This window comes from Defluviimonas sp. SAOS-178_SWC (assembly GCF_039830135.1).
Classification (GTDB): domain Bacteria; phylum Pseudomonadota; class Alphaproteobacteria; order Rhodobacterales; family Rhodobacteraceae; genus Albidovulum.
In genome coordinates this window covers 476,892-500,986 of record NZ_CP156081.1, presented here as the reverse complement: position 1 = coordinate 500,986, position 24,095 = coordinate 476,892, and the positions used below count along the sequence as shown (strand labels likewise).

The window sequence follows — 24,095 nt, the reverse complement described above, 5'->3', positions numbered from 1 at the left end:
GTCTCAACCAGATTCCTTCTGACAGCGCCAGCGGAAGGGGTTCGGCGTGCTCATTCCGGGAAGGTACGATCCACCCCAGGCAGGCTCAAGCTGGATTCCTTTGACAGGGCCTATTTACGACTGGCCAAATACGCATGTTGCAGGCAGGATAGCTAATCGAATCGTGTGAATTTTCTGTCGTTAGGCTGAACAGAATTTTGACAAATTGAGAGGTGAGAATCAGTGGCGACTATTACATCATATTATGGGTTTGATATCTACAGCATCGACTTAAACTGGTTTTCTCGTAACTTTTGGGACTACTATTTTGGAAATGATACTTACTATAATTTCAATGGAATTACCTACCAAGATGTGTATGCGGTAAACGGTTGGGACGGCGTCGATGACCTTGTTCTAGGGTTTTTCGGCAGTGGATTTGTTGTAAATTCATCCGGCGCGGTCATGGGAGGAACGGTTACTGCCATCGGTGAAGAATTCTACAGCGGGGGCACTATCTGGTACGCCCACGGTCTCTCAATTTCTGCGGCCGCACTATACCAAGCCGCGCTAACCTCTAGTAACGCCGATGATATTCAGATTGTAACTACTGCACTTTCGGGGAATGACGTATTTAATCTTTCTTCCTATGCCGACCGTATGAGCGGATTTGACGGAAACGACATAATTCATGGCAACTCCGGAGGAGATACTCTTTATGGCGGCAATGGGAATGATAAACTCTACGGAGATCAAGGAAACGATCTGATTTTTGGAGACTTGGGTAACGACACTATTTTGGGCGGCAGCGGCAACGACACGATCAACGGCGGCGGCGGGGCGGGCCTGCTGAATGGCGAGGGCGGTAACGACTCGCTGATCGGCGGTCTCGGGTTTGACACGATCTATGGTGGTTCCGGCTACGACACGCTGGTGGGCGGTGACGGCAATGACCGGGTCTATGGTGGCGACGGCCGCGACCGGGCGCTCTTGGGGAACGGCAACGACCTCTACACCGACAACGCCCAGAACGACATCAACGGGCGCGACACGGTGTTCGGCGGCGCGGGCAATGACACGATCAAGGGCGGCGGCGGCAACGATGTCTTCAACGGCGACGATGGCAACGACTGGATCGCGGGCGGGATCGGCAACGACACGATCAACGGCGGCAACCAGCACGACACGATCTATGCCGGCGGCGGCAACGACGTCGTCAACGGCGGCATGGGCCGGGACAAGGCCTGGCTCGGGGACGGCAACGACCGCTACACGGACGCGGTGCAGTTCGGCTTCAACGCCCATGACGAGGTCTTCGGCATGGCGGGCGATGACACGATCAACGGCGGCGGCGGCGATGACTGGCTGAACGGCGGCACCGACGATGACGTGCTGACCGGCGGGCTCGGCGCGGACAGCTTCGTGTTCCTCGCGGGCTACGGCCAGGACCGGGTGACCGACTTTGCCGACAATGTCGACACGCTGGTTCTCGACGACGCGCTCTGGGGCGGCGGCAAGACCGTGGCGCAGGTCATCGCCGACCATGCCAGTGTCGTCGGTTCCGATGTCGTATTCGACTTCGGCGGCCACAGCCTGACCGTCGCAGGGGTGACGAACTTGGGCGTGTTCAGCGACGATATCATGGTCGTATAGAGGCACTGGCCACCGGACTTCGGAAGCTTGATGCGCATCATCAGGATGGGTGCGGGAAGACGGATGTGAACCAGTCATTTGCGGTGCTGCAACGCTCCCGCCTGTGATGCGCGACGACCGCGCCCCGCTGCAAGAAGTCGTGGTTTGATTCCGTTCGAAAAGGACGCGGGAGGTGAGGCCACATGCCTCGTTGAAGTACGTCGCAATAACGTTGGACGGCGGAACATCATCGGAAAGCCGGCAATTCTCCTTGATCACCCGGCCCGGCTCAGGCGCGACAGCAAGTTCCTCACATTTAAAGCTTGCCACTTGAGAACGGACACCAATCTTGGGCGCCCGCAGCGAGAATCCGGATCCCGCCGTTTTTCACGCTTTCATGTGTCCATCATCCGCCTACTCTCTGACCTCCCACCAGTCGGGCCAGCGGACCTTGTGCGGGGTTCGCGTGGCACGGAAGACGGTTTCCTGTTCTGCGCGGCTCAGGTGCCGGTCCCCGAGCCGGGCCAGGGCGGCCGCCACGATCCAGGGCTCAAGCAGCATTCGTGCAGTCGGGCGATAGGGATCGCGTTTCCTGCCCATCCTGAGCGGTTCGAGCGCCGAGGTCACGCTTCCAGGCGCCACACAACACAGGATGATTTCGCGCGGCCAGGCCGCGGACACCGCCTGGGCGGCACTGGCCTGCGCGATCGCGGCCATGGCGGCCCGGGCCGCCGCGCCGTCACCTTCAAGTCCGCGCTTGGCAAGGTGCAGGAGGAACGCCTCCGCCGCCGTCACCCGGCGCGCGACGCCACCGTCACGGATCGTCACCTCCTGCCCGAGTACCGCATCATACGGCGCCTCGCGATGCCGCCCCCGCGGGCGGCCCCGGGGATTGCCGCTCTGGCCCTTCTTGAACCGTGTCGATCGCGGCGGATGCCGGTAGCCAGGGCCGGCATCGTCTTCGGGGCCGTCCCCCGCCATGTCTGAAGGAGTACTCATCCGCGTGCCCTCCGTGGCCAGCGCAGCTGGTCAGGATCCCGGGTGCAGCGCCGGATCTCGGCGACGTCGTTCTCGGAGAGTGGCGACGCACCGCGGCGCCGGCTGAGGGCTGCCTGCACCGCCCAGGGCTCGAGCTTGAGCCGGACCCGGTCGGGGTCGCTCTCGGCATGGGTCATGTCCCGGCGCGCGATGCCGAGGATCTGCAGCGCGCCGTTGGCATTGTCCGGATCATGCGAGATCCCGCGCATCACCACGCCGGGTGCGGTCTTCGTCGTCTGCTTCGCAAGCCAGGCCTCCCGCTTCTCGATCCATTTCAGGACCTCGCGGATCGCAAGGCGTTTTCCGGCAATCGCATCCTGGTAGGTGCGGTGCTGCAACGCCTCCTCCATCGTGATCTCGCGCGGCACCCCGTTGCGCGTCACCGTCAGGGTCTTGTCGATCACCACGTCGGGTGCTGCCAGACGAATGCGAACCCGTTCCCACAAGGACAGCAGACCTGTCCCTTATGCCACGCAAAGGCCGCGCCACTCAGCGAGAGCGGCGGCGCGGTTCCGCTTGAAGAGGTGTCGACTGGCGAGGCTGCGTTCCGTGTTGAAGAGGTTATAGACTGAGGCGTGGACGGTGGCGAACTTCTGCAGACTTCGCATCTGGCGGAAGCGGAGCATCGCCCGTTCGCGTCGTCGGAATGCCAGGTGGGAGTTCTCCGCCCGGTTGTTCTCCCACCGGCCCGTTTCCTGGCGATCGACCGCACCGAGATCCCTCAGTGCGGCGCCATAGGACCGAAGCTTGTCCGTCACGAAGATATCGGCCCGTCCATGCCTCTTCATTGTTTTCCTGAGGAATTTCAGGGCGGCCTTCTTGTCCCGCGTCTTTGTGACGAAGCTTTCAAGAACCTCGCCTTCGTGATCGACGGCACGCCACAGGTAGTGTTGCTCACCATTGATCTTCACGAACATCTCATCCAGATGCCAACGCCAATGGCTGGACCGCATGCCCTCGATCCGCCGTTTCCGGATCTCGGATGCAAACATCGGACCGAACCGATGCCACCAGAACCGGACCGCCTCATGGCTGACGTCGATGCCGCGCTCGTGTAGCAGATCCTCGACGTTCCGAAGCGAAAGCGGGAAACGAACGTACAGCATCACCGCCAGGCGGATGATCTCCTCGCTCGTCTTGAAGTACTTGAACGGGTCACATTTCTTCATCCACGAACGGTACCCAGCTCCCTCCCCCGCCTCAAGCTGAGTTGCTCTGACAGCACCCAAGCGGCGCTACAAACGGCGCAACCGCATCGAGATCATGTTAGGGCGCCTCAACGACTGGCGGCGCGTCGCCACACGATACGACCGGTGCCCGGAAACGTTCTTCTCTGCGATCATGCTCGCTGCAACCGTCTTGTTCTGGCTGTGAAATCTAATGAGTCTGGACCCTACGGAGCGCCCCTGCCCCGCTCAAGGTTTTTCTTTCTGACAGGACCGCCGCAAGGGTATCGGGTTCGGATCGGTCGGGCGGCGTTCTTCCAATCCGGCCCAGATCGCCGAAATCCGACCCACGCTCCTCATCGCGAAAATTCTGCCGCCACCGCATCGGCGATTTGCTCGTCCTGCTCGACTGTGCCGCCCGATACGCCGACGGCGCCGATCGACCGATCCTGCAACATGATGGGAACGCCCCCACCGAAAATTACAAGCGCCCCGTCGCCCGACACGTCGAGACCATAAAGCGGCTGGCCCGGCTGGCTGACGCCCGCCAATACACTGGTCTTCATACGGAAAGACGCCGCTGTATACGCCTTGTTCCTCGCCAGTTCGATCGTGCCCAGGCTGGCCTCGTTACCACGCGCGAAGGCCAGCAGGTTGCGACCAGAATCGAGGACGGCGATACTGCACCGCACGTCCATGGCACGGGCGACCTTCAGGCCGACAGCAATAGCGTCAAGTGTGGGCTGAAGCTGAAGTTCCGGCATGCTGTAAGTCCTTTCATGCTACGTTACGGCGGCTCAGTTGTAGACGCCGCCGTCGATGGTGATCGCCTGTGCCGTCATGTAAGAGGATTCGTCCGACGCCAGGTAAACGAAGAGCGGCGCCATTTCCGATGGATGTGCCTGCCGTCCCAGCGGCACCGTGCGTGCGACGATGTCGTCCTGATTGCCGCGTCCACCCATGAAGTCGATCGCGGGTTTGTTGAAGGGCGTGTCCACCCATCCGGGACAAATCGTGTTGACCCGGATATTGTCCGGGGCCAATTCTATCGCCAGGGCGGTGGAAAATGCGATAACCGCCCCCTTGGTGGCCGAATAGGCGGTCATCCCGCCACCGCCGCGCTGTCCCGCCAGGGACGAGGTGTTGACGATGGCGCCCTTGCCCGCCTTGCGCAAATGCGGTACCGCGTATTTCGCGCCGAAGAAATGCGCCCGCGCGTTGACCCGGAACAGCATGTCCCAGTCCTCGGCCGCGAATTCCGTGACCTTGCCCGAACGCTGCGCCCCGGCATTCTGACACAGGACGTCGAGCCCGCCCAGGGTTTCGACGCCCGCCTCGATCATCCGGCGGACGCTGTCCTCGTCGGTCACGTCGACATGCACGAAATTGACGCCGTCGCCCAGAGCCTCCGCCAGTGCCCTGCCGGCGTCCCGGTCAATATCCGCCACGACCATGCGTGCCCCCTCGGCTTGGAACAGCTCGACCACTTCGCGCCCGATATTGGTGACGCCACCGGTGAAGATGACGCGCTTTCCCTGCAAACGTCTGGTCATGATCGATCTCCTGTCTCTTTGTGGAAGGGAGTCTATTTCCTGCGCCCGAAGAACGCCGCGATCCTGCGCAAGAGGGCAGACCAGAAGGCGGATCCGGCGTTGAATTCATCCGCTGGAGCACGCCGCCCGTCTGTCGCCGGGGCGCGGGCCCCTTGCGATTTCGCCGTCGGCCCGTCCGTGGCTACCGGTGCTGCATCGCTGTCCGTGGCCGCATCGCCGACTGGGGATGCATCGCCCGTGGAGCCCGCGCCGCTGTTGAGACGCTCTTCCAGGTTCGCGGCGAACTGCGCCGTCAGCTGATCGGCGATATCCTGAACGATGCCGGTCCGGCCCACCTGCGCCAGCGGGCCGCTCAACTGCACATCGGCATCGATCGAAACCTGGGTTCCCCCCGAGACGGGCGCGATTGCATATTGCAGCTTGCCCGTCGCCCGCGAGCCGCCGCGGCGGTCCACGCCCTTGCCCTCGACCAGGCCAATGCGCTTCTGCTCGTCCAGGTTCAGCATGCCCTGTCCGGCCAGCGTCGCCGACATCGGGCCGACACGCAGCTTGAACTGGCCGTCATAGACCCCGGGCGAGACCTCCTCCTTGAGTTCGAATCCCGGGATGCACTCGGCCACAGCCGAGACATCCGACAATAGCGGCCAGACCTGATCAGGTGACGCCCTAACCTGAAATTTTTTCTCGATCTTCATTTTCCGCCGCCCTTCCGCTCGTCCTGTTCGATGGTCACGACCAAAACCGTCGTGTCGGACGCACCCTCGTTCAACGTGCCATGCGGATCCATCGGCTCCAGAAGCACGCTCTGACCGGTCTTCAATTCGAACGTCTCGTCGCCGACTGTGAAGGTCAGCTGACCGCCCACGATATAGAAAATCTGGTCCAGAGTTTCATGATGATGGGAGTGGCCTCCGCCGCCGGGCGGTACGATCGCCATTTGAACGGCATAGTTGCGACCGGCAAACGGCACGATATCGGTCGACTTCAGCCCGCCGAAATGGCCGGCAGGTTCCGTCATGGGGGGGGATTCGTTTTTCCAGATTTTCATGAGCGTTTCCTATTTAGAAACCGCAGCCATGTACGGGCTCAGAGCGGATTTCACCGGGATATGCACGATCGCAGGCTTGCCCGAGGCGATGGCATCGGAAATGGCTGTACGGATTTCCTCGACGGTTGCGGCAAAATATCCCGTGCCGCCAAGAACCTTGGCGACGGCGGGCCAGTCCCGTCTGGGCAGCTCCATCTCGAACTCGTCGCCATAGCGCATCTTCTGTGGCAGAGCGATCGCACTCCATTTTTGATCGTCGAGCACGACGATGATGACCGGGCGATCATAGCGTGCCGCCGTATCGATCTCGGTGACATGATATCCGACACCGCCGTCGCCGACGAAAACGATGGCCGGGCGTCCGGGGTTGGCAAAGCGCGCGCCGATGCCGAAGCAGACCTCGGCCCCGAGTGCGCCACCCTGACCGGCGCGCAGGTATAGGTCGCTGGCCATCACCCGGATCCGCCCGTCGGCCCAGAAATCTATGTTGCCATGCGAGGTGACGAAGACCGCATCCAGGGGCGCACCCTCGACCACGGCGTCGATCGCGGCGACGGGATGTAGCGAGCCTGACGAATCATTGTCGTCAGCCTGGGCTTTGCGTTCATCCCGCCAGGCATCGGTCCGGAGAGCGACCCAGTCGCGGTCCAGTCCCGGACACTCGGCCCCAGCCAGCGCCTCGATAACCGCGGAAGCGCCGGCCACGGCCGCCAGATCGGCATTGCGGTTTCGGTGCAGCATCGCCGCGTCGCTGGAAAACTGCACCACCTTTGCCTGCGGTCCGACCGTGCAGCCGAAGCCGATGTCGAATTCAAAATGATGACCAATCATCATGATCAGATCCGCCTCGTCCAGAGTGGTCTGGAGGCTTTCGTTCAGCGGCAGATAGCCCGGTCCGGCGCACAAGGCGTGGCGTTCGTCGACGATGCCTCTGGCCAGCCGCATGGTGACGAAGGGCGCGCCGATCCGTTCGACTGTGGAGGTCAAAGCGTTGGGGGCGTCCCAGTGCAACTCGTCGCCCAGAATAAACAGCGGACGTCTCGCCTTGCGGACCAATTCGGAGAGGCCGTCGCGGGCCTCGACGGTCATGCCGGCGCGGCTGCGTGTGAACCGGGCCGGCTCGGCGGGCTGTGCGGGTGCCGACAGCAAATCCGTCGGGATCTCCAGAAAGACCGGGCCCGGGGTGCCCGACCACATGTGGCGCCAGGCCATTTCCAGATATTCGGGGATCTGCTGGGTGGTCGGAACGCGGGCCGCCCATTTCACCACCGGCTGCATGATCGACAGATGATCGGCCGCCATGGCCACGCCGCGATCCACGACCGACAACGGCGCCTGCGCCCCGATTATCAGCAACGGCGTTCCGGCCATCTTGGCCACCAGTGCCGGCGTCGTCATGTTGGTCACACCCGGCCCCAGCGTCACTAGCGCGACCCCCGGGATTCGCGATATGCGCGCGGTGGCATCGGCCATGAAGCCGGCGGCGGATTCGTGGCGCGAGTGGATCAGGGGCAACTGATAGCGCGCCGCCGCCCGGTAGACCGAATTGAGCGGCCCGCCCGACACCGAGAATATCTGTTTCACGCCGAGCGCCCGCAGGGATTCGACGACCAGATCGCCGCCTTCGTAGTCCTGTGTCATGTCTTTCATCCTTCGAACTTCGCCGTCAGTAGGCGCGTGATTTCCCGCCATCGACCGCCAACGCGGCGCCCGTTACGTAAGAGGCGGCGTCCGAGGCCAGCACGGCCACCAGGTCGCCGAATTGCTCGGGGCTGCCAGCACGCCGCAGCGGCACCTCGTCCAGCCAGATCGCCTCGGCTCCGTCGCGGTCCAAGCCCTGCCGCTTCTGCGTTGCATCGATCAGTTGCAGGTAGCGGTCCGTCGCGATGGGGCCGGGGCACAAGCTGTTGACCAGAATGTTGTCGCCGGCATGTTCGACTGACAGCGATTTCGCCAGGCCGGTCACCGCCAGCCGCGTCGCATCCGACAGCACCATGTCTGGCTGAACCATCTTCACGCCCACGGTGGTGACGAAGATCAGTCGACCGCCCCCTGCCGCCTGAAGATGCGGAATGACCACGCGCGACAGATCGGCAAGCGCGTGCACCGTCATCTCGAAGGCGTCGCGCCACGCGGCCGCCGTAATACCCATGAACGGTCCCGATGCGGGCCCGGGGGTGTTGGCGACCACGATGTCCAGCCCGCCCAGCATTCGCGCGGCCTCTTCGACACCGCCCGCGATGGTCCCGGGGTTGGAGAAATCCAGATCCACGGCCACGGCCTGTCCGCCTGCTTGGGCGATCTGTGCGACCACACTATCGCGTACCTCTGACGCGCGCCCGGCCACGGCCACCACGGCCCCCTCGCGCGCCAGCGAGACAGCCGCCGCCCGGCCTAGCCCGCGCGACGCCGCCGTCACCAGCGCGCGCTTTCCCTTCAGTCCAAGATCCATTTTGCGTTCCGTCCTTTTTCATCTTCCGTCCCTCGCATCACGCCGGGTCCGTCTCGCCCGAGGCCATCATCTGCAGAATGAGGTTCGGCGTGATCGGGGTCTGCATCACGGGTTTGCCCAAGGCATCCGTCGCCGCGTTGGCGATGGCTGCGGCCGCGCCGATTGCACCGCCCTCGCCCATGCCCTTCATGCCCAGTTCGGTCAGGGGCGAGGGCGATTCCAGGTGCTCGATATGGATGTCGGGGATTTCCGGCGCCATCGGCATCAGGTAATCGGCGAAATTGGTAGTCAACGGCTGGCCGTCCTCGTCATAGACGAATTCCTCCAGCAGCGCCGAGCCGATGGCCTGGGTGATGCCGCCGCGCGCCTGGCCCTCGACGATCATCGGGTTGATGACGGTGCCGCAATCCTCGACCGAATAGAACCGACGGAGCTTCAGGATGCCTGTCAGCGTGTCGATCTCGACTACCGCGGCATGCACCGCGTTGGAGTAGGTGCCATCGGCCGGCCCGTCCAGCGTGACGGATTCGCTCAACCCCGGCTCCATACCGACGGGCAGCTTGTCGACCTGCCGCGTGGCCCAGCGGGCCAGCGTGGCGATGGGGATCGTGCGCTCGGGGTCGTTGCCCGCGCGCGCCACGCCATTGATCAGCACGATATCCTCCGCCCTGGTCTGGAACGCATGCGCCGCAATCCGGCACAGCTTTCCGCGCAGCCGGCCCGCGGCGCGATGAACGCCGCCGCCACCTAGCACCGCGCCGCGGCTGCCCCAAGTGCCGACCGAATAGGGACTGCCTGCGGTGTCGCCGTGGCGCAGGACCACATCGCCGGGCGAGATGCCGAGCTGATCGGCGGCGACCTGCGCGAACGTCGTCTCGTGCCCCTGGCCGTGATTCTGCATGCCGGTCTGGATCACCACCTTGCCGTCCGGCTCCATCTCGACGCGGACGCTTTCGTAGCCTGTCTCGATCGGCACGCTGCGACGGGTGAAATCCGGGGTGCCGTGGGCCGTCTGCTCGACATAGCAGGAGATCCCCACGCCGATCCGTGTCGTTGCGTCGCGCGTCCGCGCGGCCTCGGCGCGATCGGCTTCCAGCAACTCGCGCATGCGCTCCAGGGACTCGGCGTAGGAGCCCGAGTCGTAGGTGAAGCCCAGCACGTTGCGATAGGGAAACTCTCGCACGACGTTGCGCAGACGGAATTCGATCGGATCAAGGCCGAATTCATGCGCCATGTCATCCACTAGCCGCTCCAGCGTGAACACCGCCGAGGGGCGCGCGACACCGCGATAGGTGCCCAGCGGGCATTTGTTGGTCGCGACCGAGCGGTACTTCGCACGATAGGCGGTGATGTCGTAAGGGCCGGGCAGCACCTTGGCGGCCATGCCCGGCTCGCCGCCGCCGGTCCAGGGCCAGACCGGATAGGCGCCGGAATCGACGGTGATGTCCGCCTCCAGCCCGACAAAGCGGAAATAGTCATCCAGATAGGCGGTCAGGGTATGTTCGTGATCGCGCGCATGGATGCTGGCCAGCAGATGCTCGCGGCGGTCCTCGACCCATTTCACGGGGCAGTCCAGTTCGGTCGCCAGCCAGGCCACGACGATCTCCTCGACAAAGATCTGTGCCTTGACGCCGAAGCCGCCGCCCACATCGGGGGCCACGACGCGCAGGCGGTTCTCGGGCCAGTCCAGTTCGGTCGCCAGGTAGCTGCGCAGCAGATGCGGCATCTGCGTCGACGACCAGACCGTCAGATCGGCGCCGCTGGCGTCAAGCGCGGCCAGCACCCCGCGGCACTCCATCGGCACGCCGACCTGACGCTGCGTGCGGTAGGTCCGGGTAAAGACATGGCGCGCCGCCTTCCGGGCCGCGTCTATGTCGCCGCCGGCCATCTCGCGTTCGACATAGCAATTGTTGGCCCAGTCCCCGAACATCGGCCGGGCGTCGGGGGCCAGGGCCGCCTCGCGCGAGGTGATGACCGGCAGCGGATCGTAGACGATATCGACCAACTCGGCAGCATCCTCGGCGATATAGGGATCATCGGCCACCACCACGGCCACCGGTTCGCCGACGAAGCGCACGACGTCGCGCGCCAGCACCGGCTGATCGGCATGTTGCGCGCCGCAGACATCCTGCCGGGGGCGCAGGGCCAGATCGGGCAGATTCGCGGCCGTGAAGACCTGCACGCCGGGAAATTCCGACAGGGCGAAATCTGCCGATATGCTCTCGATCCGGGCATGCGCCATCTGCGAGCGGACAAAGCGCACATGCCGCATGCCGGGCAGTTCCAGATCCTCCAGATAACGCCCCCGCCCCGAGACATAGCGCGGATCCTCCAGCCGCGTGACGCGTACGCCCAAGAATTTAGGGCTTTCGCTTTTCGTCATGCTGCCCCCCTTTCGGCATCGCGCAACTCGATGGCGAGGCGCACGGCGGCCACGATGCTCTGGTATCCGGTGCAGCGGCACATGTTGCCCGACATGGCATCGCGGATTTCCGCATCGCTGGGGTCGCCGGCCTTATCCACGAAAGGCGCCAGCGCCATGATGAATCCCGGTGTGCAGAACCCGCATTGCAGCGCGTGTTCGGCCATGAAGGCGCGTTGCAGGTAGTGCGCGCGCGTTTTGTCGCCCAGACCCTCGATAGTCTGGATCTCGGCGCCGTCGCATTGCGCGGCGAAGGTCAGGCAGGACAGCCGGCTTTCGCCGTCCACGCTGACGGTGCAGCAGCCACAGGCGCCCTGTGCACAGCCGATATGAACACCATAGGCGCCGAATTCGGTCCGCAGCACATCGGCCAGCAGGCGACGCGGTTCGGCGTCGACTTCCTTGCTGCGACCGTTCACGGTCAGATTCAGTTTCACGATCTTCCCTCCCCGGCCCTAGCGAATGCCGTGACTAGCGTGGTCTCGACCAGCCGTGCTAGAATCCGCCGGCGGTTCTCGGCGCTGGCGCGGATGTCGGAATAGCAGGCAAAGGCGCCCTGCACCTGCTGCCCCGCGGCCCGGGCGAGCGCGTCCGAGGGGGTCTCGCCGTTCAGCATGTCCTCCAGCGCGGTGGCCCGCACAGAGAAGGTATCGGCGCCAGAAACGGCGATGCGGCACCCGGTCAGCCGGTCATCCTTCAGCCGGACCGCGACCGCGACGCTGGCCACCGCGTAGTCGCCATGCCGCTGGGAGACTTCGTCGAACGCCCCGCCCCAGCCGCCGGCCGGCAGGTTCAGGCGTAGCGCGGTGACCAGTTCGGTGGGCTCTGCCGCCGTGGAGAAGGCACCACGAAAGAACTCGGCGGCGTGAAGCTGTCGCTCGCTGTCCTTCGATGACAGTGTGATCTCTCCGTCCAGCAGCATCAGCAAAGTCGGCAACTCGGCCGTTGGGTCGGCGTAGGCGATGCTGCCGCCGGCCGTGCCGCGCCGCCGGATGACCGGGTGCGCCAGATAGCCGTAGGCCTCGCGCAGAATGGGTGCACGGCGGTGGATATCGTCGCTGGACATGACCAGGTGATGCCGGCAAAGCCCGCCTAGCGTGATCGCGCGCTCGGCCACCTCGATACCCGCGCAGCCGACATTGTTGATATCCACCAGAATCTCCGGCCGCGCCAGCCGCAGGTTCATCATCGGTACCAGGCTCTGTCCGCCGGCAAGCGGCGAGGCATCGTCGCCGAACTCGTGCAGAAGATCCAGCGCATGGCAGAGATCCTCGGCACGGTGATACTCGAAACTCGCCGGTCGCATTACGGTGTCATCCTTTTGTTGCGCGTGGAAAGGGCGCTGGCATGCCCTGCCAGCCGGCCGGCCCGACGCGTCACAGCATTATGCTGGGCAGCCACAGCACGATCGCCGGAAAGGCGATGATGATGCCCATCACGACCAGATTGATCGCCACGAAGGGCAGCACAGCCAGGTAGATGTCCATCATCGTAGTGTCGCGCGATACGATTCCCTTCATCACGAACAGGCTGAGGCCGAAGGGCGGTGACAGCGTCGCCAGTTCCAGATTCAGCAGCATGATCGCCCCGAACCACACCGGCTCCCAGCCCATGGCGGCGACGATGGGCATAAAGATTGGAACCGTCACCATCACGATCGAGGTCTGTTCCAGGAACATGCCCAGCACGAAGACCACGGCCTGCATGAGGATCAGCAGGATCACCGGATGAACGTCGAGGCCAAGCGCCAGCCGCGTGATCCCGGACGTAACCCCCGAGAAGGCCAGCAACTGGCTGAACGCCGCGGAGCCGCTGAGGATGATCAGCACCATCGCGGAAATCAGCGTGGCCGAGCCGACGGCCTTTTTCGTGACCGACCAGGTCAGCTTGCCATAGACGGCCGCCAGGACGAAGGTCATCAGTGCGCCTATGGCGGCTGCCTCAGTCGGTGTCGCCATGCCCGCGAAGATCGAGCCGATCACCACCACGATCACCGACATCATCGGCACGACGTACAGCAGCGTATCCGTGATCCGGCGGCCCATCGGCACCGGCTCCGGCGCGTAGGCGGGCGCCAGAGAGGGCTGCATCAGGCACCGCACGAAGATGTAGATCCCGTAGGACAGCGCCAGCAGAAGCCCCGGTAGCAGGATGCCCACCAGCATGCCGCCGACCGAGATCCTGCCCAGGCTGGCCAGGATCACCGCCAGCGCGCTTGGCGGAATCATAATCGCGAGGCTGCCGCTGGCCAGCACAGGCCCCAGCGACATGGATTTCGAATAGCCGCGCTTTTCCATCTCGGGCACCAGGGTCGAGCCCAGCATCGCCACGCTGCCCATCGCCACGCCGGTCACGGTGGCCAGCATCGCCCCCGCGCCCACGGCCAGAATCGACAGGCGACCGCGCAACCGGCCAAGCCAGGCGTCCAGAACGTCAATTAGCCGCCCGGCGACGCCGGAATGGAACATCATCGTACCCATCAGTATGAACATTGGCACCGGCACCAGGATAAAAGTGGCGATTGAGCTGTCGATGCTCAGCACGAGTTGGTGGATCCCTGCCGTGCCGCCCCAGAAGAAATAGATCGCCACAACGTTCAGCAGCAGAAACGCGAAGGCGACGGGCAGACCGCCCAGCAGCAGGACGACCAGCCCGCCGAAAAACATCAGTGCATAGATCGGCCAGTCCCACATGTCTCAACCCGCCTCTTTCCCGAAGGAACCTTCGATCACACCGCCACGTGCGCGCCGGAGAAACTGAAGGAACAGCAGAAAACAGCCCAGCGGTATTACCGCCAGGTTATAGGCGCGCAGAATCTCTATTTCCGAGGCGATGCGGACTTCGCGCACCCAGGACTGCCAGACCTCCAACGCACCGAAGATCGTGATGATCAAGCAGACCGCGGCGCAGAGCAACGAGGCCACCACGTTCATTCGGCGCCGCGCGGTCGCGTCGATGATTGCCAGGACGATGTCAATCGTAACATGGCTTTCCTTCTTCAGGACCCAGGCCGCAGACAGGAAGGCAATGTAGAGCATGGCCGTGCCACTGATCTGATCGATCCCTACGATGCCGGTGCCGAAAAAATATCGCATGGCCACCTTCGTGCAGATGATCAGCATGATGAAAATCATCAGTGCCCCGGCCAGTCCCGCAAAGCACGCCAGTATGCCGTCCAGTATTCGCCCCGCCCTAGATGAACCCGTCATGGCCGTCCTGCCTCGCTCATATGTGGAGTGATGCCTGGACCAGCGCACGGGGCGCCGGTCCAGGCGCCGGATCAGTAAGGGATCAGTCACCGATTAGGCGCTTGGCTTCCTTGTAGTCCTCGGCGTCAATCGTGTCCTCGAACCGCTTCCACAGGGCGGCGCGTGACTTCTCGCGCCATTCCTTGGCATCCTCATCGGACAGTTCGATCACCTCCATCCCGGCTGCCTGCATCGCCGGGAGCTGCGTCGCCTGATGAGCCGCGACCCAACCAAGCGCCCAGAGCTGCGTCGTCTCGACCGCCTTCATGATGTCGTCGTGGGCTTTCTCGGGCAGGCTGTCCCAACGATCCTGGTTCATGACGATATTAATGCCGTTGCGGTAGATCGGCTGGTTGATCAGGTACTTTGAGACCTCATGCCAGCCAAAGCTGGTGAAGCTGTCGAAATAGGGCCAGGTGAACCCGCTAACCGTTCCGCGCTCGAGCGCGACATAAACATCACCGGGCGGCAGGGTCACCGGCTCACCCCCGGCGGCGACGACGAAGTCACGCGTCAGCGGCGGCACCCGGATCTGCTTGCCCTTGAGGTCGGAGATCTTCGTAATCTTTTCCTGCGAGATCAGATAGTGATTGCCATCCTCGGCATCGCCCGAGTAATGCCCTAGGTACTTGATCCCGCTGCGCCCGAAGATCTTGTCCATCAAGGCGAACAGTTCGCTCCCCGGTCCCTGATCAGGCACATCGAACTCCGACAGTTCGGTGACATAGCTGGCGGGCACCGTCCCGGCCCAGTAGTTGGGCGCGCCGTACCAGACATCGAACAGTCCCCGCACGATCGCGTCGGGCTGATCGAAAATCGGCACCACTTCGGCGGCACCGCGATAGTTTACGGTAATTTCGCCACCCGAAATCCGACTCACCTCCTCTATGAAGCGCATCGCGATATCCGCATCCGCCGATGTGCCGGGCGCCCATGATCCGATCATGTTCAGTGTAATCTCTTCGGCCATGGCCCGGTTTGAAACTGCCACAAGGCTTACGGCTCCCAGCATTGCGCCAGCAACGGTCCAGGTGAGTGCTTTCGGTAGGATGAAGTACTTCATGATAGTCCTCCTTGTTGCGGGAAACAAAACGGCACACAGTTTCTTAGTATGTAATTATATACATACTTTTGTCGCCGACCTGTCAAGGCGCTGTTGCGCAAATCAGCTGATGGCCGCAGTTTCGCTTTCCCCAGACACACTTATCCCAGGGCCACGGTGACCGGGATGCCGAGGGCAGTGAAGCGATTCATGACCGCCGCACGTTTCTGAACTTCGGCAACCTAGCGGTCGAAGTCGCGGGACATCAACCGCTGCCCGAGCAGCTTCACGCAGTTCATTTTCGTCGCCACCCGGCGCTGTTGCGCAAATGCAGGGGATTCATCTCGTGAATCCAGCATGCTAGCCGGGAAGCATGAGCAGGCCTCCGAAGACGACCTACAAGACCACCACCTGGCATAGCTACAATCAGGCTTTGAAGCAGCGTGGCTCGCTGACCGTCTGGTTCGATCCGGTGCTGGCATGTGTGGACATCGGGGTACTGTCAGAGGAATCGGGCCTTGCCGTCCCTTCCTGCTCACTCCCTTCGAACGGAGGTGCAAGAAATCAATCCGTAAGGGAAAAGACCTTGCAGAGGGTACTGTCAGAGCAAAAGTTGGGGCCCGTTCTTCCCCGCCGCCCTGCTCTGACGCTGGGGAACAATCCCTCTGTTTGCTGGACCGTGGTCAAGCATGCGACGAAGATCGGCACTGAATTTCCCGTCTCGAAACATACAGCAGCGATTTAATCTGACAAGACCCGCCGAGGCGATCTGCACCGCCGTGCGGCAGCCCCACATACCGCTGGTTCCCAGGAAGACGGTTGAGCAGCAGGACATTCAGGCGCTGCACCGCGCCCGGCAAAGGCTCGTCAATCACCGCACCGCCACCGTCTGCCAGATCCGGGGCCTGCTGCTTGATCGCGGCTTCGCCATCGCCCAGTCGATCACGCGCGCCAGGCCGCGAATCCCGGAGATTCTGGATGACCTCGGCAACGCGTTGACGAATATGGCGCGGGAAGCGATCGCCGAGCTTTGGGATCTCTTCTGCGACCTCGATCGCCGCATCGCCTCGTTCGAGCAGAAGATCCAGACCGTGTTCCGGGAGAGCGAGAACTGCAAGCGCATCGCACGGATCAAAGGCGTCGGGCCGAAGACCGCCACCGCGATTTTCGCCGCGGTCGGAGATGGCGCCGAATTCCGCAACGGCCGTCATCTCGCCGCCTGGCTCGGGCTCGTGCCGCGCCAGCATTCGAGCGGCGACAAGCGCGTCCTGATGGGGATCTCCAAGCGCGGCAGCCAGCAGTTGCGGACCCTGCTGGTCCATGGAGCGAGGTCGGTCGTTCGGACGGCGCCGAACAAGACCGATCCCCTGAGCATATGAATCAACGAGCTTCGGGAGCGGCGCGGTGTTAACCGCGCCACGGTGGCACTCGCCAACAAGAACGCACGGATCATCTGGGCCGTGCTTCGAACGGGCAAGCCGTACCACGCCGCCACCTGAGGGTAGCACTGCCGATTGCAGGATGACGGAGAAATGGACCGCACGGATCGAACCGATGCGCGATGAGCCTGAGCACTATCTCGGCCTGCGAGGCCTACCAGATGTAGAGGCGCGCACATGCGGATACCCCATTTGGGCGCTCCGGCTGAGAGGTCGGCTGACGCCGGATAGATGTTTGCAACGGATCTACGCAGCCAAGACCCCTGAACCCTTGCAATGGGAGGGCCGTCCATAGAGGTAGTGCCGCACGCCGTTGATCTTCACGAAGACCTCGTCCAAGTGCCAGCGCCAGCGGCTCGATCGCATGCGCACGATGCGGCGCTTGCGGATCTCGGCGGCGAACATCGGTCCGAACCTGTGCCACCAGAACCGGACCGTCTCGTGGCAGATGTCGATGCCGCGCTCGTGCAGTAGGTCCTCGACGTTGCGCAGGGACAGCGGGAACCGGATGTACATCATCACGGCCAGGCGAATGACCTCGGGCGACGTCTTGAAATAGCGTAACGGCGAGCGTTGGGGCATGGCCGAAGGCTACGCAGACGAACTACCAGCCTCAAGCCGGTTTCTTTTGACAGAGCCCTCAAGCCTGTTTGCTTTGACAAGACCGTCAGCGTGCCAAGGCGGCGTCCAGGTCGACGACATAGAGTTGCCGCTCGCCCTCGTGGACGGAATCGATGCAGACCGATCCGCCGTCGGGATGCCAGCGCGGATGCAGGTCGCAGCGGTTCTCCTTGCCAAGCGTCGGATCGGTTAGCAGGTCGGCCACATCGACACGCTGCCCCGTCGCAAGGTGGTAGAGGAACAGCTTGCGAATGTTCGTGTGCTTGTCCGGGTAGGTGTCCGAGATCATCCAGGCCTTGTCGGGCGAATAGGTCATGTGACCGTTCTCGGTCAGCACCTCCGCGCCCACCACCTCGGCCTCGCCGGTCTCGATGTCGTAGAGCTGGTAGTGGATCTCGCCCGCGTGCGGCCCCCAGACCATGATGTGCCGGTCGTCCCGCCAGGTCGGGTGCGAAATCTGATACTCCGACTTTTCGTAGTCGAAAGTGTCGAGCGCATATGGATCGTGCGCGTTGTCCAGGTGCGGAATTGGGTGGTCGCTGCATTCCAGCAGCTTCAGCCCGGTACCGTCGGCATTGACCACCAGCAGCCGGTGCAGCCAGCAGGTCTCGTCCTCGATCCGCCGCGTCCAGCGGTGCAGGAACAGCACCCGGTCCCCGGCCGGGTTGATCTCCAGATGCGTGACCCAATGGATCGCACCCTCCATCGAGGCCACCGGCTGGAATTCTTTCAGATCCGCGAGGCTGAGCAGCAGCCGCGACTCCCCTCCGGGCAGTTCCATTCGGCGAATGCCGTCATCGGCTGGCGCAAGCTCAAGCTCCGGCGCGGGCCCGGCAGGCATATAGCCGATGGTGGGATGGGTCGCGGTGAACCGCATGTAATCGACGCAGATGGCATAGCTGCTGTCGGGCGCGACCACATAGACCGGGTCGGGCAAATCGATGATGCTGCCATCGTCGATATCGAGAATGCGCGCCTGCAGGCCCGGATAGGCGCCGGCGGCGTCATCGCTGCGGCGGTTGAAGATCAGCTTGCGGCCCGGCAGGCCCTCCAGCCATTGCAGCTGGGTGCCCATCTGCCAGTTCCACGCCGTCGTCGTGTCCACCGTGCGAAATGTCTTGTCATAGGCAAGGTCGAAATACCCCACCTCGGCGATGTCGTCTGCCGCCAGATCCCAGGCCATGCGCGGCACCCGAAGCGCCAGCATCCGCTGCCCTTCACGGTCCCAGATGCTCTTGTTGTAGTAGCCGAAGAAATGATGGCCGGCACTCTGGCCGATCTTGTGTACAGGGCAGGGAATCGTCATGACAACGCTCACCGGGAAGCTCCTCTCGGTCGTGTTTCTGGAAGTGAGTGAGGGTAGGCCCTACTCGAGGAATTTCGAGTTGCGGCGGTGCTGGACGATGCCATGCAGGATGGCAAAGGCACACAACCCGATGAGAACCAGACAGATCGGCCGGGTGACCAGCTGAAGGGCAAAGGCGCCGACATCGCCACGCACCAGCGCCAGCGACCGGGCTAGTTCGCCTTCGGCCAGGGTGCCCAACACCAGGCCCAGCACCAGCGGCGCGCGCGGCACGGCAAGCGCTGCCATGCCCCAGCCAAGTGCGCCGATCGCCAGCATCACCCAGATGTCGTCGACCGACCCGCGCATCGCGTAGGCGCCGATGATCGCCAGCGCCAGGATGATCGGCGCGAGGATCGCCGGGGGCACCTGCACCACACGCAGCCCGTATCGCGCCAGGAGGAGGCCGACCGGAATGAACAGCAGGTTGGACAGGAACAGGCTGAAGATGAAGGCATAGGTCACATCGGCGTTTGTCGTGAACAGCTCCGGCCCCGGCCGAAGGCCGTGGATCATGATCCCGCCCAGCAGAACCGCGGTGACCGGGTTGCCCGGGATGCCCAGCGTCAGTAGCGGGATCAGCGTGCCGCCGGTGACGGCGTTGTTGCCGGTCTCACTGGCGACGATGCCCTCGGATGCGCCCTTGCCAAAGGACTGCGGCGCCTTCGAGGCACGCTTGGCCGCGTCATAGGCCAGAAAGCCGCCGACGCTGCAACCGACACCCGGCACGATCCCGACAATGATCCCGATCACGCTCGACCTCAGCAGGTTCAGTTTCTGCGACATCAGCTCGGGCAGCACCCGCAGCGCGCTCGAACGGTCGACGCCCCGGCTGTCCTCGCCCGAAATGCGGGCGCGCCGGATCAGGTCGATGACCTCGGGGATCGAGTAGAGACCGATCAGCGACACCACGAGCGGAATGCCGTCGTAGAGCGTGGGCAGGTCCATCGTGAAGCGCATGGTTCCGGTCAGCGGGTGCACCCCGACGGTGCTCAAGATCAGGCCGAGGGCACCGGCGATCAGGCCCTTCTCCATCGCACCCGCCGACATTGAAGCGATCACGGTGATGCCGAAAATGGCCAGCAGGAAGTATTCGGGCGACCCGAAGCGCAACGAGAACTCCGCCAGTTCCGGGGCCAGCAGCAACAGCGCCAGCACGCTGACGACGCCGCCGATGGCCGAGGCGAAGGTCGCCAGCGAAATCGCGCGCCCGGGCTCGCCGGCCCTTGCCATCGGGTGGCCGTCCAGCATCGTGGCGACCGAGGCGGAGGTGCCGGGGATGTTCAGCAGGATTGCGCTGATCGCGCCGGAGTAGGTCGAGGCGCAATAGATGCCGCCCAGCATCGCCAGCCCGACCTGCGGCGGCAGCGAGAAGGTCACCGGTATGAGCAGCGCCACGCCCATGGTGCTGGTCAACCCCGGCAAGGCACCGATGATGACACCACCTACCACGCCCGCGACAACCGCGAGCAACATCGCCGGATCCAGCAGGGATGCGGCCCCCATCAACAGATTTTCGAACATTGCTGCGCTATCCCGCGATTGTCAGAAGAAAAGGCTTTCCGGCCGGGCAACGCCAAGCAGCACGAAAAAGATGACGTGGAGCGCGGCCGTGGCGCCGGCTGCAACCGCCAGCGAGGCGACCAGCCGCTGCCGGCCGCCCAGCGTCAGGATCAGGCCGAAGAGGAAGAGGAAGGTCGTCACCTCGTAACCTATCACCTTCATGCCGAGGGCGCAGACCGCGATCGCCGCGAATGCGACAAAGGCGGCGCCCGCGCCCACGCCAGTTACCGGCTCGGCGCCCGCCGCACCGCGCCAGACGCGAAAACCGTAGATCACCGACATAACGCCCATGAAGACCGCCAGGCTGCGCGGGAAGTAGGAGGAGCCGACGGGATAGCCGAACGCCGTCAAACCGATTGCCAGGGCAATGCCTAGGGCCAGCGCCGCAAAAATCGCATCACGGGTTGTTGTGGTCATGTCGGCTTTCTCCATGCTTCCGCTTGTGCGCTTACTTCAGCAAATCGACGTAACTATCAAGTTCGGCGTCGGCCTTGGCCAGGTAGGCGCCGAACTCTTCGGCGTTCATGTATTGGAGCGGTAGCCCGGCCGACTTGGCGTGTTCCAGGAACTCGGGATCTTCCATCACCGCAGCGAAGGCCTTCTCGAGGAACACCTTCTGTTCCGGCGCAAGCCCCTTGGGTGCTGCGATCCCGCGCATCGAGGCGCCGACCGAATTCACCGCCATGCCCGCCAGCTCGCTCACTGTCGGCACGTCGGGGAACAACGGGCTGCGCTGGTCAGCGAACACGCCCAGCAGCCGCAGTCGGCCGCTCTCGACCTGAGACGTCGCGCCGCTCGCCGACGGCAGCGAAGCCGCCAGTTCGCCGCCCAGCGTCGCCTTCACCGCCGGCCCGGTGCCGTCAAAGGCGACAAAGTTGAAATCGACGTCCAGCGCCTTCTCGGCCACCACCAACTGAAGCTGGTTGTTCGACTGCGGTCCATCCGCGCCGATGTTCAACTCGCCCGGATGCGCCTTCGCATCGGCCAGCAGATCGGCGAGCGTCTGGTAGGGGCTTTCCGCCGCAACCGCGACCACCACCGGGTCGAGCTGGATGTTGGCGATCGGGTCGAAATCGGAAATCTCGTAGGGTACGCCCTCGCGCAGCTTCTTCACGAGGTGGATCGACGGCACGTTGACGAAGCCGATCTCGTATCCGTCAGGCTTTGCGGTCGCGAGCGCGGAGAAACCGATCTGCCCGCCTGCCCCGGCCTTGTTCTCGACGACAAGCCGCTGGCCGAGGTGCTTTTCCACGTATTTCGCAATGGTCCGCGCGGCGGTATCCGTCCCTCCGCCGGGCGAGTAGGCAACGATCATGGTGATTGGCTTTTCCGGATACTCCGCAGCCGCTGGCGCGGCCGTGGCGATCGCGGTGACGCTGCACAAGACTGCAAGAGTGGACTTCAGATTGGCGATCATTCGTCTTCCTTTCCCTGGATCTGCTGGCGCCATCCGCCATGGTTTTGAGCCGGATCGACTCGCATTGTATTTGATTGCATGCAATCTAATACTTTTCTAAACACTCCCGTCAACCCCTCTCGATTTACGGCGCCATCCGCCTTAGGAATGCAGTAACATCGGCCGATCAACGGTGCCTTCACGGTGCGCAGGAAGGATCTATAACGTGCTGAAAAAGAATGCTGAATCGGATGGAGCGGAGACGGCCCCATCGCTTGCGGAACATGTTTACCAGGAGATGTCCCGGTGGATCCGGGAGGGCATGTACAATCCTGGCGACCGTATACGCGAGGCGGTGGTCTCGAAGGAACTGGGCGTCAGCCGCACGCCGGTCCGTGAGGCGCTGCGCCGGCTGCAGTCAGAACGGCGCGTCATTCTCGAACCGCAGCGCGGGGCGGTCGTGGCCGAACTCGACCGCCACGAGGTCGTGGAACTCTACCAGCTGCGCCAGCACCTAGAAGGCGTCGCGGCGCGGTTCGCGGCCCAGCATGCCTCGCTGGCCGAGATCGAGGAGTTGGCCTTCATCCTCGACAAGAGCACTGCGGCGATGGACGACCCCAAGCTGCTGAACCAGATCAACTGGGAATTCCACAACGCGCTTTACTCGGCGGCGCACAACCGCTTCCTGCTGCGCTCCATCGAAGCCATCTCTGACTCTATGGCGCTCTTGAAGGGCGCGAAATACGTGCCGCTCGGACGCCCCGCCGAACTGCTGACCGAACACCTGCTAATTCTCGACGGCATCCGCGCGCGCGACCCCGACGCCGCCGACAAGGCCGCGCAGGATCACATCCAGAACGCGCTTCGTGTCCACCTGCAGATCGGCTTCCACAGAGCCCCATGACGCTTATGGTGAGGTGCCCCTAGTTTCCTAGACACCTGCCTTGTTCAGATTGAGCTGTCTGATTTCGAAGTCAACGGGCGACAGCATGCCGTTTTTCGTGTGCTTGCGCTTCGGGTTGTAGAATAGCTCGATGTATTCGAACACGTCCTGTCTGGCGGCATCGCGGGTCGGATAGGTCCGACGGCGGATGCGTTCGCGCTTCAACAGCTGGAAGAAGCTTTCTGCGACGGCATTGTCATGACAGTTTCCGCGCCGGCTCATGCTCGGTTCCAGATTGTGCTGATGTAGGAACATCTGCCACTCCCGGCTGGTGAACTGAGAGCCTTGGTCTGAATGCACCGTGACCCGGTCCGTCGGCTTGCGTCGCCAGACGGCCATCAGCAGGGCCTGCAGGGCCAAGTCCGTGGTCATTCGGGACTGGGCGGACCAGCCAACAACACGCCGCGAGAACAAGTCGATAACGACACACAGAAACATCCAGCCTTCGTGGGTCTTGATGTAGGTGATGTCGGTCACCCAGACCTGATCGGGAGCGGATGCCTCGAACCGCTGCTCCAATCTATTCTCGGCAACCACGGCGGTCTTGCCGCCATATCGGCCGGGACGGCGCTTGTAGCCCACCTGTGCGGCGATCCCGGCCAGCGACGCCAGCCGGGCAACCCGGTTCTCCGAGATGCGTTCGCCCTGGTCGCGCAGATCGTCGGTCAGCTTGCGGTAGCCATAGACCTTGCCGCTTTCAGTCCAGGCCTGCCGGATCAGCTCGGTCTGACGTGCATCCTCTTGCGCACGGTGGCTTAATGGTTCCTTAAACCATGCGTAGAAGCCGGAGAAATGGACCCGAAGCACTCGGCACATGGCCCGGACGCCGAATTCCTCGCGATGCGCCCGGATGAACGCGTACTTCATTGGGACTCTCGCGCGAAGTACGCCGTTGCCTTTTTTAGAATGTCGCGCTCCTCGGTCACCCTGGCCAGCTCGCGCTTCAGCCGCCGGTTCTCGGCTTCATGATCCACGCCGGGCTTTGGAACCGGCTCCGCGAACAACTTCAGCCACTTGTAAAGAGAATGCGTGCTGACGCCCAAACGCTGCGACACCTCCCGCACCGGATACCCGCGCACCGTGATCTGGTGCACCGCATCCCGCTTGAACTCGTCGCTGTAGTTGCTTGTCCCCATGTCGGCCTCCTCGCCTCAAAGTTAGGGGGCAATGCGTCTACAAATCTAGGGGCACCTCACGATCTTTCGGAG

The 24,095-nt window shown here is 63.3% G+C and carries 22 protein-coding genes and 5 pseudogenes; 5 read left to right on the top strand and 22 right to left on the bottom strand.

Annotated elements, in window-relative coordinates:
• Positions 1 to 222: 222 nt before the first annotated feature.
• Positions 223 to 1,632 carry a calcium-binding protein gene (locus V5734_RS03305; protein ID WP_347312096.1) on the top strand — a complete coding sequence of 470 codons (1,410 nt, stop codon included), beginning with the start codon at positions 223 to 225 and terminating at the stop codon, positions 1,630 to 1,632.
• 393 nt (positions 1,633 to 2,025) lie between these two features.
• On the opposite strand, the gene V5734_RS03300 is transcribed toward V5734_RS03305, so the two are convergent.
• From V5734_RS03300 to V5734_RS03290, 3 genes are read right to left on the bottom strand one after another with little or no spacing between them, the layout of a single operon-like run.
• On the bottom strand, positions 2,026 to 2,610 hold the full coding sequence (locus V5734_RS03300; RefSeq protein ID WP_347312095.1) for a DUF5681 domain-containing protein: 585 nt from the start codon (positions 2,608 to 2,610) through the stop codon (positions 2,026 to 2,028).
• Positions 2,607 to 3,095: a DUF5681 domain-containing protein gene (locus tag V5734_RS03295; protein WP_347312094.1), complete on the bottom strand. Its 489-nt coding sequence runs from the start codon at positions 3,093 to 3,095 to the stop codon at positions 2,607 to 2,609. Before V5734_RS03295 ends, V5734_RS03300 begins: the two co-directional genes overlap by 4 nt.
• An 18-nt stretch (positions 3,096 to 3,113) precedes the next feature.
• Complete coding sequence (locus V5734_RS03290; RefSeq protein ID WP_347312093.1) at positions 3,114 to 3,818, bottom strand: IS6 family transposase; 705 nt, start codon at positions 3,816 to 3,818, stop codon at positions 3,114 to 3,116.
• Between the two features lie 58 nt (positions 3,819 to 3,876).
• Here V5734_RS03290 and V5734_RS03285 point away from each other — a divergent pair.
• Positions 3,877 to 4,023: pseudogene (locus V5734_RS03285) on the top strand (transposase); the annotation flags it as partial.
• A 148-nt stretch (positions 4,024 to 4,171) separates the two neighbouring features.
• Here V5734_RS03285 and V5734_RS03280 read toward each other — a convergent pair.
• The 13 genes and pseudogenes from V5734_RS03280 to V5734_RS03220 form a co-directional block, all read right to left on the bottom strand.
• On the bottom strand, positions 4,172 to 4,579 hold the full coding sequence (locus V5734_RS03280; protein ID WP_347312092.1) for a GlcG/HbpS family heme-binding protein: 408 nt from the start codon (positions 4,577 to 4,579) through the stop codon (positions 4,172 to 4,174).
• A 33-nt stretch (positions 4,580 to 4,612) separates the two neighbouring features.
• Positions 4,613 to 5,368 (bottom strand): SDR family NAD(P)-dependent oxidoreductase, encoded by a 756-nt coding sequence (locus V5734_RS03275; protein WP_347312091.1) that lies wholly within the window; start codon positions 5,366 to 5,368, stop codon positions 4,613 to 4,615.
• Between the two features lie 32 nt (positions 5,369 to 5,400).
• A complete protein-coding gene (locus V5734_RS03270; RefSeq protein ID WP_347312090.1) occupies positions 5,401 to 6,063 on the bottom strand; it encodes a CoxG family protein in 663 nt (220 codons plus the stop codon).
• Positions 6,060 to 6,386 (bottom strand): cupin domain-containing protein, encoded by a 327-nt coding sequence (locus tag V5734_RS03265; RefSeq protein WP_347312089.1) that lies wholly within the window; start codon positions 6,384 to 6,386, stop codon positions 6,060 to 6,062. Before V5734_RS03265 ends, V5734_RS03270 begins: the two co-directional genes overlap by 4 nt.
• 39 nt (positions 6,387 to 6,425) lie before the next feature.
• Positions 6,426 to 8,057 carry a thiamine pyrophosphate-binding protein gene (locus V5734_RS03260; RefSeq protein ID WP_347312088.1) on the bottom strand — a complete coding sequence of 544 codons (1,632 nt, stop codon included), beginning with the start codon at positions 8,055 to 8,057 and terminating at the stop codon, positions 6,426 to 6,428.
• Positions 8,058 to 8,082: 25 nt separating this feature from the next.
• Complete coding sequence (locus V5734_RS03255; RefSeq protein WP_347312087.1) at positions 8,083 to 8,868, bottom strand: SDR family oxidoreductase; 786 nt, start codon at positions 8,866 to 8,868, stop codon at positions 8,083 to 8,085.
• A 37-nt stretch (positions 8,869 to 8,905) separates the two neighbouring features.
• A complete protein-coding gene (locus tag V5734_RS03250) occupies positions 8,906 to 11,251 on the bottom strand; it encodes a xanthine dehydrogenase family protein molybdopterin-binding subunit (protein ID WP_347312086.1) in 2,346 nt (781 codons plus the stop codon).
• The gene (locus V5734_RS03245) at positions 11,248 to 11,727 is read right to left on the bottom strand and encodes a (2Fe-2S)-binding protein (protein ID WP_347312085.1); all 480 of its coding nucleotides are present in this window, start codon (positions 11,725 to 11,727) and stop codon (positions 11,248 to 11,250) included. Before V5734_RS03245 ends, V5734_RS03250 begins: the two co-directional genes overlap by 4 nt.
• The gene (locus V5734_RS03240; protein WP_347312084.1) at positions 11,724 to 12,596 is read right to left on the bottom strand and encodes an FAD binding domain-containing protein; all 873 of its coding nucleotides are present in this window, start codon (positions 12,594 to 12,596) and stop codon (positions 11,724 to 11,726) included. The genes V5734_RS03245 and V5734_RS03240 overlap by 4 nt, the downstream gene beginning before the upstream one ends.
• A gap of 70 nt (positions 12,597 to 12,666) precedes the next feature.
• Positions 12,667 to 13,983 carry a TRAP transporter large permease gene (locus V5734_RS03235; protein ID WP_347312083.1) on the bottom strand — a complete coding sequence of 439 codons (1,317 nt, stop codon included), beginning with the start codon at positions 13,981 to 13,983 and terminating at the stop codon, positions 12,667 to 12,669.
• A gap of 3 nt (positions 13,984 to 13,986) precedes the next feature.
• A complete protein-coding gene (locus V5734_RS03230; RefSeq protein WP_347312082.1) occupies positions 13,987 to 14,424 on the bottom strand; it encodes a TRAP transporter small permease in 438 nt (145 codons plus the stop codon).
• 157 nt (positions 14,425 to 14,581) lie between these two features.
• A complete protein-coding gene (locus V5734_RS03225) occupies positions 14,582 to 15,601 on the bottom strand; it encodes a TRAP transporter substrate-binding protein (RefSeq protein ID WP_347312081.1) in 1,020 nt (339 codons plus the stop codon).
• A gap of 140 nt (positions 15,602 to 15,741) precedes the next feature.
• Positions 15,742 to 15,894, bottom strand: a pseudogene (locus V5734_RS03220) (IS5/IS1182 family transposase); the annotation flags it as partial.
• A 59-nt stretch (positions 15,895 to 15,953) separates the two neighbouring features.
• Between V5734_RS03220 and V5734_RS03215 the strand changes: the two are divergent.
• Positions 15,954 to 16,058: pseudogene (locus V5734_RS03215) on the top strand (IS5/IS1182 family transposase); the annotation flags it as partial.
• A gap of 280 nt (positions 16,059 to 16,338) precedes the next feature.
• Positions 16,339 to 17,079 (top strand): annotated as a pseudogene (locus V5734_RS03210) (IS110 family transposase); the annotation flags it as partial.
• Between the two features lie 216 nt (positions 17,080 to 17,295).
• Here V5734_RS03210 and V5734_RS03205 read toward each other — a convergent pair.
• The 5 genes and pseudogenes from V5734_RS03205 to V5734_RS03185 all read right to left on the bottom strand — a co-directional run.
• Positions 17,296 to 17,601, bottom strand: a pseudogene (locus V5734_RS03205) (IS6 family transposase); the annotation flags it as partial.
• 85 nt (positions 17,602 to 17,686) lie between these two features.
• Positions 17,687 to 18,958, bottom strand: a complete 1,272-nt coding sequence (locus V5734_RS03200) for a TolB family protein (RefSeq protein ID WP_347312080.1) — start codon at positions 18,956 to 18,958, stop codon at positions 17,687 to 17,689.
• Between the two features lie 48 nt (positions 18,959 to 19,006).
• Positions 19,007 to 20,509, bottom strand: coding sequence for a tripartite tricarboxylate transporter permease (locus V5734_RS03195; protein ID WP_347312079.1), 1,503 nt, complete (start codon positions 20,507 to 20,509; stop codon positions 19,007 to 19,009).
• A 21-nt stretch (positions 20,510 to 20,530) separates the two neighbouring features.
• Positions 20,531 to 20,965: a tripartite tricarboxylate transporter TctB family protein gene (locus tag V5734_RS03190; RefSeq protein ID WP_347312078.1), complete on the bottom strand. Its 435-nt coding sequence runs from the start codon at positions 20,963 to 20,965 to the stop codon at positions 20,531 to 20,533.
• A gap of 31 nt (positions 20,966 to 20,996) precedes the next feature.
• The gene (locus tag V5734_RS03185; protein WP_347312077.1) at positions 20,997 to 21,965 is read right to left on the bottom strand and encodes a tripartite tricarboxylate transporter substrate binding protein; all 969 of its coding nucleotides are present in this window, start codon (positions 21,963 to 21,965) and stop codon (positions 20,997 to 20,999) included.
• 301 nt (positions 21,966 to 22,266) lie between these two features.
• Between V5734_RS03185 and V5734_RS03180 the strand changes: the two genes are divergently transcribed.
• Positions 22,267 to 22,848, top strand: coding sequence for a GntR family transcriptional regulator (locus V5734_RS03180; RefSeq protein ID WP_347312076.1), 582 nt, complete (start codon positions 22,267 to 22,269; stop codon positions 22,846 to 22,848).
• 27 nt (positions 22,849 to 22,875) lie between these two features.
• Here V5734_RS03180 and V5734_RS03175 read toward each other — a convergent pair.
• Positions 22,876 to 24,023 (bottom strand): IS3 family transposase gene (locus tag V5734_RS03175; RefSeq protein ID WP_347310070.1). Its coding sequence is split into 2 segments (ribosomal slippage): positions 22,876 to 23,780 and positions 23,780 to 24,023, totalling 1,149 coding nucleotides; the frame shifts between segments, so codons are not numbered across the junction.
• Between the last annotated feature and the right edge of the window lie 72 nt (positions 24,024 to 24,095).